This is a genomic window from Halomonas sp. A3H3 (assembly GCF_000982975.1).
GTDB lineage: Bacteria > Pseudomonadota > Gammaproteobacteria > Pseudomonadales > Halomonadaceae > Vreelandella > Vreelandella titanicae.
This window is the reverse complement of record NZ_HG423343.1, coordinates 4,730,549-4,746,367: the sequence shown is the minus strand read 5'-3', so window position 1 is coordinate 4,746,367 and position 15,819 is coordinate 4,730,549. Positions and strand designations below refer to the sequence as shown.

The following is a 15,819-nucleotide window of genomic DNA, read 5'->3' as shown; positions in this document are numbered from 1 at the left end:
CCGCCGTATTACCCACCAAGGTACCCAACCTGCTCATTAACGGCTCGTCGGGTATCGCGGTAGGTATGGCGACCAATATTCCACCGCACAATATGCGTGAAGTGATTGACGGCTGTTTGGCCCTCATCGACGACTACACGCTGTCGGTAGATGACTTGATGGAGTATATCCCCGGGCCTGACTTCCCCACCGGTGCCATTATCAATGGCCGCGCGGGCATTTTGTCGGCGTATCGTACAGGCCGTGGACGTATTTATGTGCGCGCTTGCCACACCATTGAGCACCACGACAAAACCGGTCGCGATCACATCATCATCACCGAACTGCCTTATCAGGTGAATAAGGCGCGGTTGATCGAGAAGATCGCCGAGCTGGTGAAAGAGAAGAAGATTGAAGGCATCGCCGAACTGCGCGATGAGTCGGATAAAGATGGTCTGCGCGTGGTGATTGAAATCAAGCGTGGTGAGTCCGGCGAAGTAGTGGTCAATAACCTGTTTGCTCAAACGCAGCTGCAAAACGTGTTCGGGATTAACATGGTGGCGCTGGAAAATGGCCAGCCACGCACGCTCAATCTTAAAGAGATGCTGGAAGCCTTTATTCGTCACCGGCGCGAAGTGGTTACCCGGCGCACACTGTATGAGCTGAAAAAAGCCCGTGAGCGTGGGCATCTGTTGGAAGGCTTGGCCGTCGCTATCTCGAATATCGATGAAGTGATTGAGCTGATCAAAGCCTCACCCAACGCGGCTGAAGCGCGTGAAAAGCTGCTCGCCAAGACTTGGCAGCCCGGTCAGGTGACCGCCATGTTAGAGCGGGCCGGGGCTACTTCTTGCAAGCCAGAAGAGCTGGAAGAGGGTTTTGGTTTAAATACCGCGGCCACCTCTTATCGGCTTTCTCCTGCCCAGGCGCAGGCGATTCTTGAGCTACGCCTGCATCGCTTGACGGGACTTGAGACTGAGAAGCTGCTTGATGAATACCTCAGCATTCTTGAGAAAATTGCCGAGCTAACCGAGATCCTGGCCTCTGCTGACCGCTTGATGGAAGTGATTCGCGAAGAGCTGCGGGCGGTGCGTGATCAGTTTGGCGATGACCGTCGTACTGAAATTCAGGCTAGTCACCTCGATTTGTCGATGGAGGACTTAATCGCCGAAGAGGACATGGTGGTAACCGTGTCGCGTTCAGGCTATGCCAAGACGCAGCCGCTGTCGGATTATCAGGCTCAGCGCCGTGGTGGCCGCGGTAAGTCCGCAACGGCCATGAAAGACGAAGACGTGATTGAACATCTGCTGGTGGCCTCTACTCATGACACCGTGCTGCTGTTCTCAAATCGCGGCAAAGTGTACTGGCTGAAGGTGTACGAAATGCCCAACGCCAGCCGTGGATCGCGGGGTAAACCGCTGGTGAATATGCTGCCGCTTGAAGAAGGTGAAGCGGTCAACGCCATCTTGCCGGTGCGCGACTACAACCCTGATAACTACATCTTCTTTGCTACAGCCAAAGGCACCGTTAAGCGGACTAGCCTTGAGCAGTTCTCGCGCCCACGCAGCGTTGGCCTGATTGCCATTGACCTGGAAGAGGGTGACCGCTTAGTTGGTGCGGCGATTACCACGGGTAATGACCATGCCATGCTGCTGTCGTCTAACGGCAAGGCGATTCGCTTTGAAGAGGGCAAAGCCCGCGCCATGGGGCGTACTGCCCGCGGGGTGCGTGGTATGCGCCTAGCCGGCGACGCGGAAGTCATTAGCCTGATTATTCCTAAAAGCCAGCAGATCGACGCCGAGGCGGATGCCGAAGGGGAAACGCAAGACGGTGCCCAAGAGAGCACTGTAGCCGAGACCGCCGTTGGTCAGATCTACATTATGACCGCCAGTGAGAATGGTTACGGCAAGCGCACGCGCCTGGAAGAATTCCCGCTGCGTGGTCGTGGTGGCCAGGGTGTCATCGCCATGCAAATCAGCGAGCGTAACGGTTCGCTCGTGGCGGCGATGCAGGTCTATGACAGCGATGAAATGATGCTGATCACCGACCGCGGCACGCTAGTGCGTACCCGTGTGGAAGAGGTCTCGACCACATCACGGAATACCCAGGGCGTGATGCTGATTCGTCTTGGCAAAGAGGAGAAGCTGGTCAAGACGGTGCGCGTTGATGAACCGGAAGAGAGCGACGAGCTAAGCGCTCTTGAAGGAGCGGGTGACCCTGAAGAAAGCAGCCTTGAAGACGCACAGGCGAATAAAACATCCGATGATGCACAGGAAACGGGGACTGATGACACGTCACTATAATTTCTGCGCAGGGCCAGCGGCCCTGCCAGTGGCCGTGCTGGAGCGCGCCCGGGAAGAGTTGCTGGACTACCAGGGGCGCGGCCTTTCAGTAATGGAAATGAGCCACCGCAGCGATGAATTTATTGCCATTGCCGAGCGTGCCGAAGCCGACTTTCGTCATCTGTTGGGCGTGCCGGATAACTACCGCGTGCTGTTTCTACAGGGCGGGGCCAGCTTGCAGTTTGCCATGCTGCCGATGAACCTGTTGGGTCAAGGCGGTAGAGGCAATTTTATTCAGACCGGCATCTGGGGCAAGAAGGCGCTCAATGAGGCCAAGCACCTTGGTTTTGATTGCCATGTGGTTGCCAGCAGTGAGTCCAACGGTCATACGGCGGTACCCGCACAAGACGAACTGCGGGTGAGCGCAGATGCTGCCTATTTGCACTACACCTCTAACGAGACAATTGGTGGCTTGGAATTTGATTATACGCCGCATATTCAGCGTGCCGATGGTGCTCACGTGCCGCTGGTCTGCGATATGTCGTCGAACATTCTGTCTGGGCCCATCGACGTTAGCGAATTTGGCGTTATCTACGCTGGGGCACAGAAAAATATTGGCCCCGCCGGGTTAACGCTGGTGGTGGTGCGTGACGACCTGCTAGGTAAAGCTAGGGCCAATATACCTTCGCTATTTGATTATCAAATGCTGGCGGACGCTGGTTCGATGGTCAATACGCCCCCCACTTACGCTTGGTATTTAGCCGGGCTGGTGTTTCAGTGGCTGAAGGACGATATTGGCGGATTGGCGGCGATGGACGCTATCAATCAGCGTAAGGCAGATAAACTTTACGCAGCGATTGATGCCAGCGAGCTTTATAGCAATCCAATTGCTAAAGCCAACCGTTCGCGCATGAACGTGCCCTTTGTACTGGCCGATTCGGCACTGGATAAAGCGTTTTTACAGCAGGCCGATGCGGCGGGACTGCTTAATTTGAAAGGTCATCGCAGCGTGGGCGGTATGCGTGCCAGCCTTTACAACGCGGTGCCTGAGTCTGCGGTAGATGCCCTAATTGCATTTATGGCCGATTTTGAAAAAACAAGGGGCTAAATCACCATGTCCGACACGTCGATCAATCTGGATGAGTTGCGCCAGCGTATCGATCAGCTCGATAGCGATATTCTGAACCTGATCAGTGAACGCGCCAGCTGTGCCCAGCAGGTGGCCCATGTCAAGCTAGCTGAAGATAAAGATGCGGTGTTTTATCGCCCTGAGCGAGAGGCGCAGGTGCTTCGGCGCATTATGGCGTTGAATAAGGGGCCACTCGATTCAGAAGAGATGGCGCGGCTGTTTCGCGAAATCATGTCGGCGTGTTTGGCACTTGAGCAGCCGGTAAAAGTTGCTTACTTAGGCCCTGAAGGTACCTTTACGCAACAGGCGGCGCTCAAGCACTTTGGTGAAAGCGCTGTTAGCCTGCCCATGGCAGCCATCGACGAGGTATTTCGTGAAGTAGAGGCGGGGGCCGCACACTACGGCGTCGTGCCGGTGGAAAACTCCACCGAAGGGGTGGTTAATCACACCCTGGACACCTTTATGGATTCCTCGATTAAAATTTGTGGCGAAGTAGTACTGCGTATTCACCACCATTTGCTGGTCAGTGAAACGACGCGCCGCGATAAGGTCTCGCGTATTTACTCGCACCCGCAGTCGTTTGCCCAGTGCCGTAAATGGCTGGATGCTCACTATCCCCATGCGGAGCGCGTGCCGGTTTCCTCTAATGCGGAAGCGGCCAAGTTAGTCAAAACCGAGTGGCATAGTGCGGCGATTGCAGGTGATATGGCGGCCAAGCTTTATGGGCTTGAGCACATTGCCGAAAAAATTGAAGACAGCCCGGATAACTCCACGCGGTTTTTGATTATTGGCAACCAGGATGTGCCCATGGCAGGAGAGGATAAAACCTCTATTGTGGTTGCCATGCGCAACCAGCCGGGGACGCTGCATGCGCTGCTGGAGCCTTTTCATCGCCACCAAATTGATTTAACGCGCCTTGAAACGCGTCCTTCGCGTACCGGTGTGTGGAACTACGTCTTTTTTATCGACTTTAAAGGCCATCGTGATGAGCCTGAGGTCGCGGCAGTGCTTGAAGAGGTGCAGCTACGAGCGGCAGAACTACGCGTGCTGGGCTCTTACCCCATAGGCGTGCTGTGACGTTAATGGTCGAAGACGGTGTAAAAACATCAGGCTGTCATGAGTCGCGTCTATTGATTGTTGGTCTGGGATTGATTGGTGGTTCGCTAGCGGCAGCGCTGCGCGCGGTAGGGTTTCAGGGTCAAATTGTTGTCTGTGACCCTGACGAAGCTGAGATTGCACGCGGTATTGAGATGGGGCTGATCGACTCAGGCAGTACCCACCTTGATGAGCAAGTCAATGACGCCACCATGGTAGTGCTGGCAGTGCCGGTGCTCGCCATGGAGAGCGTGATGGCAAGCTTGGCCGAAGCGCTACCTAACGCGTCGGCTGACGTTGTGATTACCGATGTTGGTAGTACCAAGGCGACTATCCGCGCCTGCGCTCAGCGTGTATTTGGCCAGGTACCCACTAATATGGTGCTGGGGCACCCTATTGCCGGTTCAGAAAAAAGCGGTGTGGCAGCGGCGAATCCGCGTTTGTATGTAGACCACAAGGTTATTTTGACACCTGAACTGAACGTCGACCGTGAGGCTTTGCAGCGCGTGCGCTGCTTATGGGAAGCCTGTGGTGCCGATGTGCTGGAAATGGACGTAGAGCGCCATGACCAAGTGTTGGCGCGTACCAGCCATTTGCCGCACTTGCTGGCATTTTCGCTGGTGGATACGCTGGCCCGTCAGGATGAGCGGCTAGATATTTTTCGTTACGCAGCGGGCGGCTTTCGCGACTTTACCCGTATCGCGGGAAGCGACCCGGTGATGTGGCGAGATATTTTTATTGCCAACAAGCAGGCGGTTTTAGCATCGCTGGATGATTTTGAAGCGGGGCTTTCTCGATTGCGTCATGCGGTAGAAGCCGGTGACAGCGATGCGCTGATTGCCACCTTTGATCGGGCTAGCCACGCCCGGCACTATTTCGACTCTTTATTGAACAAAACCAGTTATCAGGCGGAATATCATATGCAACCACAAGGTAAGGTCACCTACCGTGTGCAGCCGGGCGGTCAAGCCCAGGGGCGTTTGCGCGTACCTGGCGATAAATCCATGTCGCACCGCTCTATTATGTTGGGCGCGTTGGCTGAGGGTGTCACTGAAGTAAAAGGCTTTCTGGAAGGTGAGGATAGCCTGGCGACCCTGCAGGCGTTTCGGGAAATGGGTGTGGCGATCGAAGGGCCGCACCAGGGCCGCGTGACGATTCACGGTGTGGGTATGCATGGCTTAAAAGCCCCCGCAGGCCCGCTCTATGTAGGTAACTCGGGCACCGCCATGCGGCTTTTTTCAGGACTGCTGGCAGGCCAAGCGTTTGATAGCGAGCTGACCGGCGATGAGTCACTAACCAAACGGCCTATGGGGCGCGTGGCTGACCCGCTGCGCTTGATGGGCGCAACCATTGATACCGCTGAGGGCGGGCGTCCGCCGTTGAAGATTCATGGTGGCGCCAAGCTTAAAGGCATCGATTACGATATGCCCATGGCCAGTGCCCAGGTAAAATCTTGCCTGTTGCTGGCGGGGCTGTACGCCGAAGGCGAAACTCGGGTACGCGAACCTGCACCGACCCGCGATCACACCGAGCGTATGCTCAATGGTTTTGGCTATGCGGTTTCCCGTGAAGGCGATACCTGCTGGCTCAAAGGGGGCGGTAAGCTCACCGCAGGCCCCATTGATGTGCCTTCGGATATTTCATCTGCAACCTTCTTCTTAGTGGCAGCTGCCATTACCCCAGGCTCAGATATCACCCTTGAACACGTCGGCATTAATCCCACCCGGATTGGCGTAATCAATATTCTTACCCTGATGGGGGCGAATTTGGCGTTAGAGAATGAGCGCGAAGTGGGGGGGGAGCCGGTGGCCGATATTCGTATTCGCTATGCGCCGCTGAAAGGCATTGATATTCCCGAAGAGCAAGTGCCGTTAGCCATTGATGAATTCCCCGCGCTGTTTATTGCCGCCGCTAATGCCGAGGGTGTGACCCGTCTTAGAGGTGCTGAAGAGCTACGGGTCAAAGAGTCTGATCGCATTCAGGCCATGGCCGATGGCTTGGCTGTGTTAGGTGTGCAGCACACCGTTGTAGACGACGGCATCGATATTGTCGGCAATGGCGATGCGCAAAAAGCGAGCTACGGCGGTGGGCGTGTTGATAGTCTGGGCGATCACCGTATTGCCATGGCGTTTGCGATTTCATCACTACGTGCAAGTGCAGAAATTGTGATTGAAGACTGCGCCAATGTGGCGACCTCATTCCCTGACTTTGTCGAATTAGCCACGCGTATTGGCATGGGCGTTAGCGTGGAGGGCGCGCATGAATGATCGTGTTGCTGCTGCTCCCGTTGTCACCATTGATGGGCCTGGCGGCGCAGGTAAAGGTACGATCAGTGGCTTGGTGGCAGAGCGCCTAGGCTGGCATCTTCTCGATAGTGGCGCACTTTATCGACTGACGGCTCAAGCAGCAGTTAAGCACAACGTAGCCGTTGACGACGAGTTGGGCCTGGCACGCTTGGCAGAGCAGTTAGATGTGGCGTTTCCTGTTGAAGAGGGACAGCCACGTACACTGCTTGAGGGTGAAGATGTTGGCCAGGTCATTCGCACCGAACAGGCCGGCGAGCGAGCTTCTCAAGTGGCGGCACTGCCCGCGGTGCGCCAAGCCCTGCTACAGCGCCAGCGCGATTTTTGCCAAGCGCCGGGCTTGGTGGCGGATGGTCGTGACATGGGTACCGTGGTGTTTCCTGACGCGGCGCTGAAGATTTTTTTAACCGCCAGCGCCGATGAACGGGCGCGTCGACGCTATCTGCAGTTGCAGGAAGCCGGGGTGGATGCTAGTCTTTCGAGTCTTTTAAAGGAGATTCAGGCACGCGATGCACGCGACACGCAGCGCAGTGTGGCTCCTCTCAAGCCGGCAGATGATGCCATTACGCTTGATACCACGCGCCTGAGCATACCGGAAGTGGTTGATCGACTGACCGAACTGCTCGCCCAAAAAGGGCTGGTAAGCGGCGTCTGATTCTCCCTTGCGGCGCTTTTGGATAGGTGTCACGACGTGGCAGGGCACTAAACTCACATCGGTGAGCCCGGTCAGGTCTAACCAGCGTTAACACCCCCAAAGGCTGAGTGACATTAGGCCCGCACTTGCTGGTGGTGCGGAGAAGGCATTTATGCCTCAACAACGTAATTACGTAGGAACACCATGAGCGAAAGCTTTGCTGAGCTGTTTGAACAGTCTCTTAACGACATCAACATGGAGCCAGGCGCTATTGTCGCGGCTCAGGTTGTCGACATTGACGGTGACTGGGTTACTGTCAACGCTGGTCTGAAATCTGAAGGTCAGATCCCTGCGTCACAATTCCGCGATGAGCACGGTAATCTGAACATCGCTATCGGTGACGACGTGCACGTTGCACTTGAAGCCGTAGAAGATGGTTTCGGTGAAACGCGTCTGTCTCGTGAAAAAGCCAAGCGTGCAGAAGCTTGGAAGATTCTTGAAGCAGCCTTCGAGAAAGACGAAATCATTAAGGGCGTTATTAACGGTAAGGTTAAAGGCGGCTTCACTGTTGAAGTTGACTCTATCCGTGCCTTCTTGCCGGGCTCGTTGGTTGACGTTCGTCCAGTTCGCGACACTGCGCACCTGGAAAACAAAGAGCTGGACTTTAAAGTCATCAAGCTCGATCCGAAGCGCAACAACGTTGTGGTATCACGTCGTGCGGTTCTGGAAGCAGAGAACAGTGCCGAGCGCGAAGCGCTGCTGGCAACTCTGCAAGAAGGTCAGCAGATCAAGGGTATCGTTAAGAACCTGACAGACTACGGCGCTTTCGTAGACCTGGGTGGTGTTGACGGCCTGCTGCACATTACAGACATGGCGTGGAAGCGTATTAAGCATCCGTCCGAAATCGTTGCCGTTGGCGATGAGATCAACGTCAAAGTTCTGAAGTTTGACCGTGAGCGTAATCGCGTTTCACTGGGTCTGAAGCAGTTGGGCGAAGATCCGTGGGTCAACATTAAAGAGCGTTATCCGGAAGGCATGAAAGTACACGCGGTCGTCACTAACCTGACTGACTACGGCTGCTTTGCCGAGCTGGAAGAGGGTGTTGAAGGTCTGGTTCACGTTTCTGAAATGGACTGGACTAACAAAAACATCCATCCGTCTAAAGTCGTTCAAGTGGGCGATGATGTTGACGTTATGGTGTTGGATATCGACGAAGAGCGTCGTCGTATTTCTCTGGGTATCAAGCAGTGCACTGCTAACCCGTGGGAAACCTTCAACACTGACTACAACAAGGGTGACCGTGTTTCCGGTACCATCAAGTCAATTACTGACTTCGGTATCTTTATCGGCCTAGAAGGCGGTATTGACGGTCTGGTTCACTTGTCTGATATTTCTTGGACTGATACTGGCGAAGAAGCCGTACGCAGCTTTAAGAAAGGCGATGAAGCTGAAGCCGTTATCCTGTCTATTGATCCAGAGCGTGAGCGCATCTCGCTGGGTATCAAGCAGATGGATTCTGATCCCGTTGCTGAGTACCTGTCAGTCAACGACAAGGGCAGCATCGTAACGGGTCGCGTCATTGAAGTTGATGCTAAAGAAGCTCAAGTTGAATTGGCGACTGACGTTATTGCTGTGCTGAAAGCCTCTGAAATCAGTGCTGACCGCGTAGAAGACGCGCGCAATGTGCTGAATGAAGGCGACAGCGTAGAAGCCCGTATCGTAAGTGTTGATCGTAAGAGTCGTCAGATCAATCTGTCGGTAAAAGCGAAAGACCAAGACGATACGCGTCAGAACCTGAAGAAGATGCGTGAGCAAGAGCCGGAAACTGCAGGTGGCCCGACCACCATCGGTGATTTGATCAAGCAGCAGATGGGCCAAGACTAATTATCGATTAGTTATTGGTTTGTAAAAGCGCCGCCCTTATGGGCGGCGCTTTTGTTTGTAGTGGTTGAGTGCTTGTAATAGCTCTACGGTAGGTGTGTATAGTCGCCATGTTCTATTAGGGTTAAACTCTTTAAGCAGCAATTGAGTTTTAAAAAAACGATTAGTAATTGAGTGAAAATCAACTAGACTGTTGTCAGTTACTCTTTTTACAGGAATAATGTCCCTGCATTCTGAACTAGTGGGTGTCAAGGTTGTCAATCTGCACCTCAGTTAGATCCCATTCAGCTGAGCCCCATTCAGTTGGATAAGCTATTAAAGGAACCTCGATGTCATTACTTAACGAATATATCCAAAAAGAGCAGCAGCTAAAGCAGCTTCAGGAAGATTTGCAGCGCTTAGAAGGCGACCAGCGTCTAAAAAGTGAGTTGGAATTTAAGGCCAAACTTGAAGCGCTAATGACTGAGTTTGGCAAGCGCCCAGGCGATGTCATTGCCTTATTGGATCCGGCTGCTGACCAGCGTACGGCTAAAACCACAGCCAGTGGCAATGCACGTCGTAAGCGTCGTCTTAAAATTTACAAAAACCCCAAAACGGGGGAAGTCATTGAGACTCGTGGCGGCAACCATAAGGGCCTGCGTAGCTGGAAAGATCAGTATGGCGATGAAACCGTCGAGTCTTGGCTGGAGCGCATGGAAGACTAAGTTAGTTAACAACCGGCATTTCTGTACAGGAATGCCGGTTTTTTATTGCCCTGTGTTCAGCTATATCGCTAAGACGTGGCCATCACTGCTAGGCTATTAAGGGAATACGAAGTTCTAAATGGTTCGCTTTCCATAATACCTGCGGAGGGTGGCCGCTAACGTGACAGACATTTTTCTTGTGAAGTAGATACATGATGGTATGCATCAACGCGCTATTTAGATCAGCTAAGTCGTCAAAGCACGTGCTCGCGTAGTGGTGGGTGGGAATGTCGACCCGCCGGTAGTGCACTGGTAACGCAATGTCTTGTGCATTGTCCGTATCCGATAGGTAAAGACCAAAGTCGGTACGGAATGAATGAAAAAATTCACTATTAAGTGCATTAACCTTATCTGCGAGTATGTCGGGCAGTGCAATGACGGTCGTTGATAGTCTAAGGCGCGCCTGTAAGCACGCTAGCTGCTTATTCTGATAGCTGGCATCCCCTAGCCCCTTAATATGCGTGGGAGCTTTGTAGAGGCGCATTAGGATCATTTGGCGGTCATTGCTTTTTTCGATGCGCGTGTTAAAAACAGGATGCGGTTTTGGCTGAATGAGCGTGGTTTTCAGGGTTTGTCGAAAATGGCGCGGACTCAGCTGATAGCGACGTTGAAATGCCCGGGAAAACGACGAGTGGTTATGGTACCCGCAACGTATCGCAATTTGCGCTATATTGAGAGGAGTAAGCCCTAGCAACACCGCTGCGCGCTCCAATCGCCTTATTTCACGGTAGGCGCTAGGTGAGATGTCAAAGCTTTGGCGAAATTGGCGCCGAACTTGGGAAGATGAATACCCTATGTGATTCGCAAGGTCTTCAATACCGAGTGGCTTATCAAGTGTGTCCTGCAGCCAGATCTCAGCTCGTGTCATCGCGTTGAACATTATCTGGCCTCTAATACGTGAATCATACAGGTCGTGCTTATCTTGCCTGTAATGCACTCTCCCAGTGCGTTAGTGTTGGTAACCTGGCTGAAAGGAAAAAGTTCAGCTTACTGATGAGAGTGGAATCTCTATTCAGGCTACTTGTGGGTAATGTTGATGCGAGGCATCAATTAATGCGTTGTCGCTGACTGTGACGTGTTTGATAAATGTGTGGGTTACCCTCATATACCTAATAATGATGCCTTTATGCTGGTAATTGGGTGGCAAAGGCAAGTTTGCTCGTTAGCTTTACGCGTTTGTGCACAGTTTTTGCCAAAAAAAGCGACATTGGCAGTCATATCGACCATTTCAAGCAAGGTGTAAATGAAACATCGATGAAATATCAAAAGGTTCAAAAGCCGATAGATGAGCGCGAGAAGCTGCGTAAGTTTCGTGAGTTAGACGATGCTTTTGCGCAGGCTTTACGCCAATTAGATGACCCAGAGAGCGGTTTCGATATACCGACAGGCCCGCCGGTACGCTCGCTTGCGGCATTGGAGCAAGAAGATTTAGAAAGCCAGCAGGAGGAACAGCAACAAGAGCGGGAGCGTATTTTTAAACAGCGCTTTGAAGCTTTGTTGAGCGAGTATGGTGTGGATCATTACGACCTGGCCGAGCTGATCGAAGCGCTGCTTGGCTATGGGGTATGGCAGCAGGATGTAGTGCCTGCAGCTAGCACATCCAAAACACCGTAGAAGTCTTTGCAGGTGCCTTTATGCTAACGGTAGCGATAAATCCTCAAGCTCGGTAGAAATACATCCTGCTCTAGTTTCTCATCGCGTCGTCTTGCCCGTGTGCGGGCAGTGGGAGGTTCTGGCGTAGGCAGGTTAATGTGGGGCAGCCGCTGGTTATTGTCAGGCACAAAAATAGGCATAGCGGCATTCAGTGCCCGTCGTGTATGCCCATCGTCGAGTGGTTCGGTAAAAAACAGGTTTGCCCGCATCAGCGGGGCCTGAGTTTGCACCTGGGCAAGCACTTCGCCGCTTGGAATACCGGCTAGCTTGCGTAGCTGAATACGAATATGCGGTGCATCAGTATCAAGCTGCAATAGCTTATGTTCAGCTTCTTGAACTGACAGGCGTTTAATAGAGCGACCACTACTGTACCAAGCAAAGCGAATGCGTGAGACAGGCGCTTGTGCGATAGGTAGCTGCCGCCAGCTCTGTTTAAGATGTAAACGGGCAAGTCCATTGCGGCGTAACACTTCATCAACGTGAGGGTGGCGTTGCGGTAGGCGACTTTTTGCATCGCTAAGTGTTTGGGGAAATGCCTGTTTGATATGTTGTAATTGGTCACTAAAACTGACCTTGGCTTGATTTACAGCGTCTATTGTCATTAGTAGCTCGTCATTAGCGGCTACTACGGCAATATAGTTGCGCGTCTCACGGCCATCTTGATCCTGCTCATGCCACATATCGAACAGGGCTTTACGCAACCAATCGCTAGACGGCGTCGTTTGATGAAAGAGCCATGTTGCTGGTAGTTGCTGTTCGTATAGTGAAACAGCGGCTTCAATGGTTGCAAGTAGATGATCAAACTGCTGCTCCAGTTGAAGCAGCAGATGATAGGCCGAAGGCGATGATGGGTTAGCGTTTATCTCGGCCATAGTCAGTGTCAGTGCTCGTTAAGTCAGTTTTCGTAAAAACTAGGTCAGTGGTGCATCCTTGTCGGCTTGCGCCAGTAAGGTTTCTATATCGGCTTCATCCATGGCGGATTCGCCCGATATGCGGTGTGACTCATCGGCCCAGGCACCTAAATCCAATAGTTGGCAACGCTTACTGCAGAAAGGGCGGTAAGTGCTTTCCGGTAACCAGGGCACGCGCTTAGCGCACTGCGGACAATTAACTTCTAGCGGGGAATCGTTTGCAGGGCGAGCCATAAAAAAACTCCAATTGCGTTAACAAGTGCGATATCTCAGTAGTTAAGCTGTCGACGGTAGCGTTCATCAAGCCGTGCCACTTGTTCCATCATGCTGGCGTGGTCACCGCTGTTATCGATCACGTCATCTGCTTTTGCTAGCCGTTGTTCGCGGGAAAGTTGGGCGGCGAGAATAGCACGCACCTGGCTTTCACTCACCCCATCACGCTGTTGGGTTCTCGATAATTGTAGCGCTTGGGGCACATCGACAACCACCGCGCGGTTTACTAGTGTGTTTTGACCCGACTCAAACAGTAACGGTGATACAAGCAGCGCGTAAGGCGCTCCCTGGACTTTGAGCCGCTTTAAATGCTGCAATAGCCGCTCCCTTATTTTGGGATGTGTGATGGATTCTAGCCACTGGCGTTGTTTTGGATCGTTAAAAATAATCTCGCGCAGGGCGGCGCGATTAAGCGTGCCATCCTGGTGCATGACCTGATCACCGAAGCGGTTTTTAATAGCTAGCAGCGCCGGTTCTTCAGGTAAGACTATTTCCCTGGCGACATCATCGGCATCGACCCAGGCAGCGCCGAGTGCTTCAAAAGCGCGAGCGACGGTCGATTTACCTGACCCGATGCCACCCGTTAATCCGATAATCATCTGCTGCCTCATATAGCTAAAGTTTATAGGGCCACGTTTCACATGGCCAAAGTTCACATGGCTCAATTTTACATAAGCAGGTTGAGATACATTGCCATTATTTCATCACCGACTAACAACGCCACCCAGCCGGCGAGGGCGAGAAAAGGGCCGAAGGGAAGCGGTGTGCCGCGTAGGTTAGGTGAGTAGGCCTGGGCAACTAGCCCAACAATGGCCCCAAGCCCTGCGGAAAGTATCAATATTAGCGGTAAAAAACTCCAACCCAACCAGGCGCCTAGTGCTGCCAGCAGCTTAAAGTCGCCATAGCCCATACCCTCTTTGCCGGTGGCCAGTTTGAATAGCCAATAAAAGCTCCACAGTGAAAGATAGCCTACCATTGCGCCGATAACGGCACTTGGTAGCATCAGTGGCTGGAAGAGGAGCTGAAACAGTAACCCTGCCCAAAGCAAGGGGAGGGTGATGATGTCAGGGAGAAGCTGGGTGCGAAAGTCGATCACGGCGAGCACTAACAGCATCAGACAGGCCCCGTAAACGAAGACTGATTCTGCCGTAAGCCCGTGGAGCGCTAGCACCGCCATGGCCAGTAAGCCACCGGCTACTTCTACCAGAGGATATTGAACGCTAATCGGCGTTTGGCACTCAGCGCAGCGGCCGCGGCGCTTTATCCAGCCAATCAGTGGCAGGTTGTCGTGCCATGCAATGGGGGCTTCACAGCGTGGACACATAGAGCCTGGTGTGGCCAAATTAAAGCGTGGTGAGTGTTCCGCGCTAAGCTCAAGTGCTTCGCGGGCTTCGTTACGCCAGCCACGCATCAGCATCACCGGCAGGCGCGTAATCACCACATTTAGAAAACTGCCCAGGCATAGCCCAATCAATAAAACGATTAACCACAGGATAAACGGAGGGTGATGCATGGAGCTCCTTAGGTTTCTAGAAATTAGCGTTTTTTTAGGCTCTGTCTGAAAAGTCGGCGAGCGAAGGCCAGACAAGGCAAAAATCGGCGAAAAGACGGAGTTTACATGGTGTAAATGAGTACTTTGAGCCGATTTTTAACGCCGTATGGTCGAGCGCAGCCAGTTTTCTGACAGAGCCTAAGCATTTGGTGCTTAGAGGGCTGCGCCCAAGTCGAAAATGGGTAAGTACATAGAGACAACCACACCGCCAACGAGCACGCCCAGTACTACAATAATAACCGGCTCCATGAGCGAGGTAAGAGCATCGACCTTATTGTCGACTTCTTCTTCGTAGTAATCGGCAACACGATTAAGCATGACATCCAGCGACCCCGCTTCTTCACCGATACTGACCATTTGGATTGCCAAGGGGGGAAAGCGGTTGGTCATCCGCATGGCGAAGTGTAGCTGTTGTCCGGTGGCTACGTCCTGGCGCGTTTGTGCCACCGCGCGTTCGTACACTTTATTGCCGGTGGCACCGGCGGCGGTATCTAAGCCTTCTACGAGCGGTACACCGGAGGCAAAGGTAGTCGCTAAGGTACGCGAAAAGCGGGCGATGGCGGATTTATGCATGATATCGCCAATGACCGGTAACCGAAGCAGCAAAGCGTGCATGCGGTAAGCGACATTAGGCGAGCGCTGAATGCTTATTCTGAGTAGTAGGACGGCAGCAATCACCGCGCCGAGCGCCGCTAGCCAATAACGCTGGGCAAGCCCGGATAAATTCACGGTCAACTGGGTCAGTGCGGGAAGCTCTGCACCAAAGCTCTGGAACATGCTTTCAAATTCAGGCACCACTTTAATCAACAGCAACATGGTCACAGCAATGCCAATCGTCATAACGGTGGTGGGGTACCAAAGCGCTTTTTTTACTCGCGCTTTCAGCGACTCAACCTTCTCCTTATAGGTCGCAAGACGATCAAGCATTTGATCCAGCGCACCTGACTGCTCGCCGGCGCTGACTAGGTTAACAAACAGGCGATCAAAGTGTTTGGGGTGGCGGTTCAATGCATCAGAGAAGCTGGAGCCCGATGATACATCGCTTATCATCTGTTGCATTAGGGCAACCATAGCAGGTTTTTTGAGGCTCTCTGCCACCACTTGAAGCGCCTGTAGCAAGGGGATACCGGCGCGAACCATTGTGGCCATCTGGCGCGCAAAGACCATAACGTCGTTGGGGTTAACTCGGCCGTTGCCACCTAGGTTGCCTTTTTTACTAATCCGGCGGATAACGATATTTTGCTTGGTGAGTTTAGCGGCTACTTCGGCTTTACTGCGGCCAATCATCTCACCGCTTAGCGCTCTATCCTGGGGGCCTTTACCGATCCATTTCCAGCGCGCTAGCTTGATGGCGGGCGTTTGGCGTCGACGTGCCGTTTTAGCCATG

Annotated in this window: 14 protein-coding genes; 8 read left to right on the top strand and 6 right to left on the bottom strand. The window is 53.0% G+C overall.

The annotated features are described in order from the left end of the window. The 7 genes from gyrA to HALA3H3_RS21550 form a co-directional block, all read left to right on the top strand. The coding region (gene gyrA, locus HALA3H3_RS21580) for a DNA gyrase subunit A (RefSeq protein WP_082116889.1) at positions 1 to 2,279 on the top strand (2,279 nt) is incomplete at its 5' end. Further along, positions 2,263 to 3,366 (top strand): 3-phosphoserine/phosphohydroxythreonine transaminase, encoded by a 1,104-nt coding sequence (gene serC / locus HALA3H3_RS21575; protein WP_022523604.1) that lies wholly within the window; start codon positions 2,263 to 2,265, stop codon positions 3,364 to 3,366. The genes gyrA and serC, both read left to right, overlap by 17 nt. A gap of 6 nt (positions 3,367 to 3,372) precedes the next feature. Then, the gene (pheA, locus tag HALA3H3_RS21570; protein WP_022523603.1) at positions 3,373 to 4,464 is read left to right on the top strand and encodes a prephenate dehydratase; all 1,092 of its coding nucleotides are present in this window, start codon (positions 3,373 to 3,375) and stop codon (positions 4,462 to 4,464) included. Between the two features lie 5 nt (positions 4,465 to 4,469). Beyond that, entirely contained in the window at positions 4,470 to 6,749 is a 2,280-nt protein-coding gene (locus tag HALA3H3_RS21565) for a bifunctional prephenate dehydrogenase/3-phosphoshikimate 1-carboxyvinyltransferase (protein WP_022523602.1), read from the top strand. Continuing rightward, positions 6,742 to 7,440 carry a (d)CMP kinase gene (gene cmk, locus HALA3H3_RS21560; protein WP_022523601.1) on the top strand — a complete coding sequence of 233 codons (699 nt, stop codon included), beginning with the start codon at positions 6,742 to 6,744 and terminating at the stop codon, positions 7,438 to 7,440. The genes HALA3H3_RS21565 and cmk overlap by 8 nt, the downstream gene beginning before the upstream one ends. A 183-nt stretch (positions 7,441 to 7,623) precedes the next feature. Beyond that, positions 7,624 to 9,303, top strand: a complete 1,680-nt coding sequence (gene rpsA / locus HALA3H3_RS21555; protein WP_008957327.1) for a 30S ribosomal protein S1 — start codon at positions 7,624 to 7,626, stop codon at positions 9,301 to 9,303. Between the two features lie 326 nt (positions 9,304 to 9,629). Next, on the top strand, positions 9,630 to 10,004 hold the full coding sequence (locus tag HALA3H3_RS21550) for a histone-like nucleoid-structuring protein, MvaT/MvaU family (RefSeq protein WP_022523599.1): 375 nt from the start codon (positions 9,630 to 9,632) through the stop codon (positions 10,002 to 10,004). An 88-nt stretch (positions 10,005 to 10,092) separates the two neighbouring features. Here HALA3H3_RS21550 and HALA3H3_RS21545 read toward each other — a convergent pair whose 3' ends face one another. Beyond that, complete coding sequence (locus HALA3H3_RS21545) at positions 10,093 to 10,923, bottom strand: helix-turn-helix transcriptional regulator (protein ID WP_022523598.1); 831 nt, start codon at positions 10,921 to 10,923, stop codon at positions 10,093 to 10,095. A gap of 374 nt (positions 10,924 to 11,297) precedes the next feature. On the opposite strand from HALA3H3_RS21545, the gene HALA3H3_RS21540 reads away from it, so the two are divergent. Then, positions 11,298 to 11,657 carry a hypothetical protein gene (locus HALA3H3_RS21540; RefSeq protein ID WP_035537408.1) on the top strand — a complete coding sequence of 120 codons (360 nt, stop codon included), beginning with the start codon at positions 11,298 to 11,300 and terminating at the stop codon, positions 11,655 to 11,657. A 23-nt stretch (positions 11,658 to 11,680) separates the two neighbouring features. Here the strand turns inward: HALA3H3_RS21540 and HALA3H3_RS21535 are convergent, their stop codons facing one another. From HALA3H3_RS21535 to HALA3H3_RS21515, 5 genes are all read right to left on the bottom strand, one after another. Then, positions 11,681 to 12,568, bottom strand: a complete 888-nt coding sequence (locus HALA3H3_RS21535) for a hypothetical protein (protein ID WP_022523596.1) — start codon at positions 12,566 to 12,568, stop codon at positions 11,681 to 11,683. Positions 12,569 to 12,607: 39 nt separating this feature from the next. Then, positions 12,608 to 12,841 (bottom strand): DNA gyrase inhibitor YacG, encoded by a 234-nt coding sequence (gene yacG, locus HALA3H3_RS21530; protein ID WP_022523595.1) that lies wholly within the window; start codon positions 12,839 to 12,841, stop codon positions 12,608 to 12,610. Positions 12,842 to 12,876: 35 nt separating this feature from the next. Next, on the bottom strand, positions 12,877 to 13,479 hold the full coding sequence (coaE, locus tag HALA3H3_RS21525) for a dephospho-CoA kinase (protein ID WP_022523594.1): 603 nt from the start codon (positions 13,477 to 13,479) through the stop codon (positions 12,877 to 12,879). A gap of 68 nt (positions 13,480 to 13,547) precedes the next feature. Then, positions 13,548 to 14,393 (bottom strand): prepilin peptidase, encoded by an 846-nt coding sequence (locus HALA3H3_RS21520; protein WP_022523593.1) that lies wholly within the window; start codon positions 14,391 to 14,393, stop codon positions 13,548 to 13,550. Positions 14,394 to 14,585: 192 nt separating this feature from the next. Next, positions 14,586 to 15,818 carry a type II secretion system F family protein gene (locus HALA3H3_RS21515; protein WP_022523592.1) on the bottom strand — a complete coding sequence of 411 codons (1,233 nt, stop codon included), beginning with the start codon at positions 15,816 to 15,818 and terminating at the stop codon, positions 14,586 to 14,588. Position 15,819: the final 1 nt, after the last annotated feature.

Excerpts from the sequence above, each read along its gene's own strand:
- cmk (WP_022523601.1), top strand. The coding sequence starts at position 6,742 with ATGAATGATCGTGTTGCTGCTGCTCCCGTTGTCACCATTGATGGGCCT.
- yacG (WP_022523595.1), bottom strand. The coding sequence starts at position 12,841 with ATGGCTCGCCCTGCAAACGATTCCCCGCTAGAAGTTAATTGTCCGCAG.
- HALA3H3_RS21520 (WP_022523593.1), bottom strand. The coding sequence starts at position 14,393 with ATGCATCACCCTCCGTTTATCCTGTGGTTAATCGTTTTATTGATTGGG.
- HALA3H3_RS21540 (WP_035537408.1), top strand. The coding sequence starts at position 11,298 with ATGAAATATCAAAAGGTTCAAAAGCCGATAGATGAGCGCGAGAAGCTG.
- rpsA (WP_008957327.1), top strand. The coding sequence starts at position 7,624 with ATGAGCGAAAGCTTTGCTGAGCTGTTTGAACAGTCTCTTAACGACATC.
- HALA3H3_RS21550 (WP_022523599.1), top strand. The coding sequence starts at position 9,630 with ATGTCATTACTTAACGAATATATCCAAAAAGAGCAGCAGCTAAAGCAG.
- coaE (WP_022523594.1), bottom strand. The coding sequence starts at position 13,479 with ATGATTATCGGATTAACGGGTGGCATCGGGTCAGGTAAATCGACCGTC.
- HALA3H3_RS21565 (WP_022523602.1), top strand. The coding sequence starts at position 4,470 with ATGGTCGAAGACGGTGTAAAAACATCAGGCTGTCATGAGTCGCGTCTA.
- pheA (WP_022523603.1), top strand. The coding sequence starts at position 3,373 with ATGTCCGACACGTCGATCAATCTGGATGAGTTGCGCCAGCGTATCGAT.
- HALA3H3_RS21545 (WP_022523598.1), bottom strand. The coding sequence starts at position 10,923 with ATGTTCAACGCGATGACACGAGCTGAGATCTGGCTGCAGGACACACTT.
- serC (WP_022523604.1), top strand. The coding sequence starts at position 2,263 with ATGACACGTCACTATAATTTCTGCGCAGGGCCAGCGGCCCTGCCAGTG.
- HALA3H3_RS21535 (WP_022523596.1), bottom strand. The coding sequence starts at position 12,568 with ATGGCCGAGATAAACGCTAACCCATCATCGCCTTCGGCCTATCATCTG.
- HALA3H3_RS21515 (WP_022523592.1), bottom strand. The coding sequence starts at position 15,818 with ATGGCTAAAACGGCACGTCGACGCCAAACGCCCGCCATCAAGCTAGCG.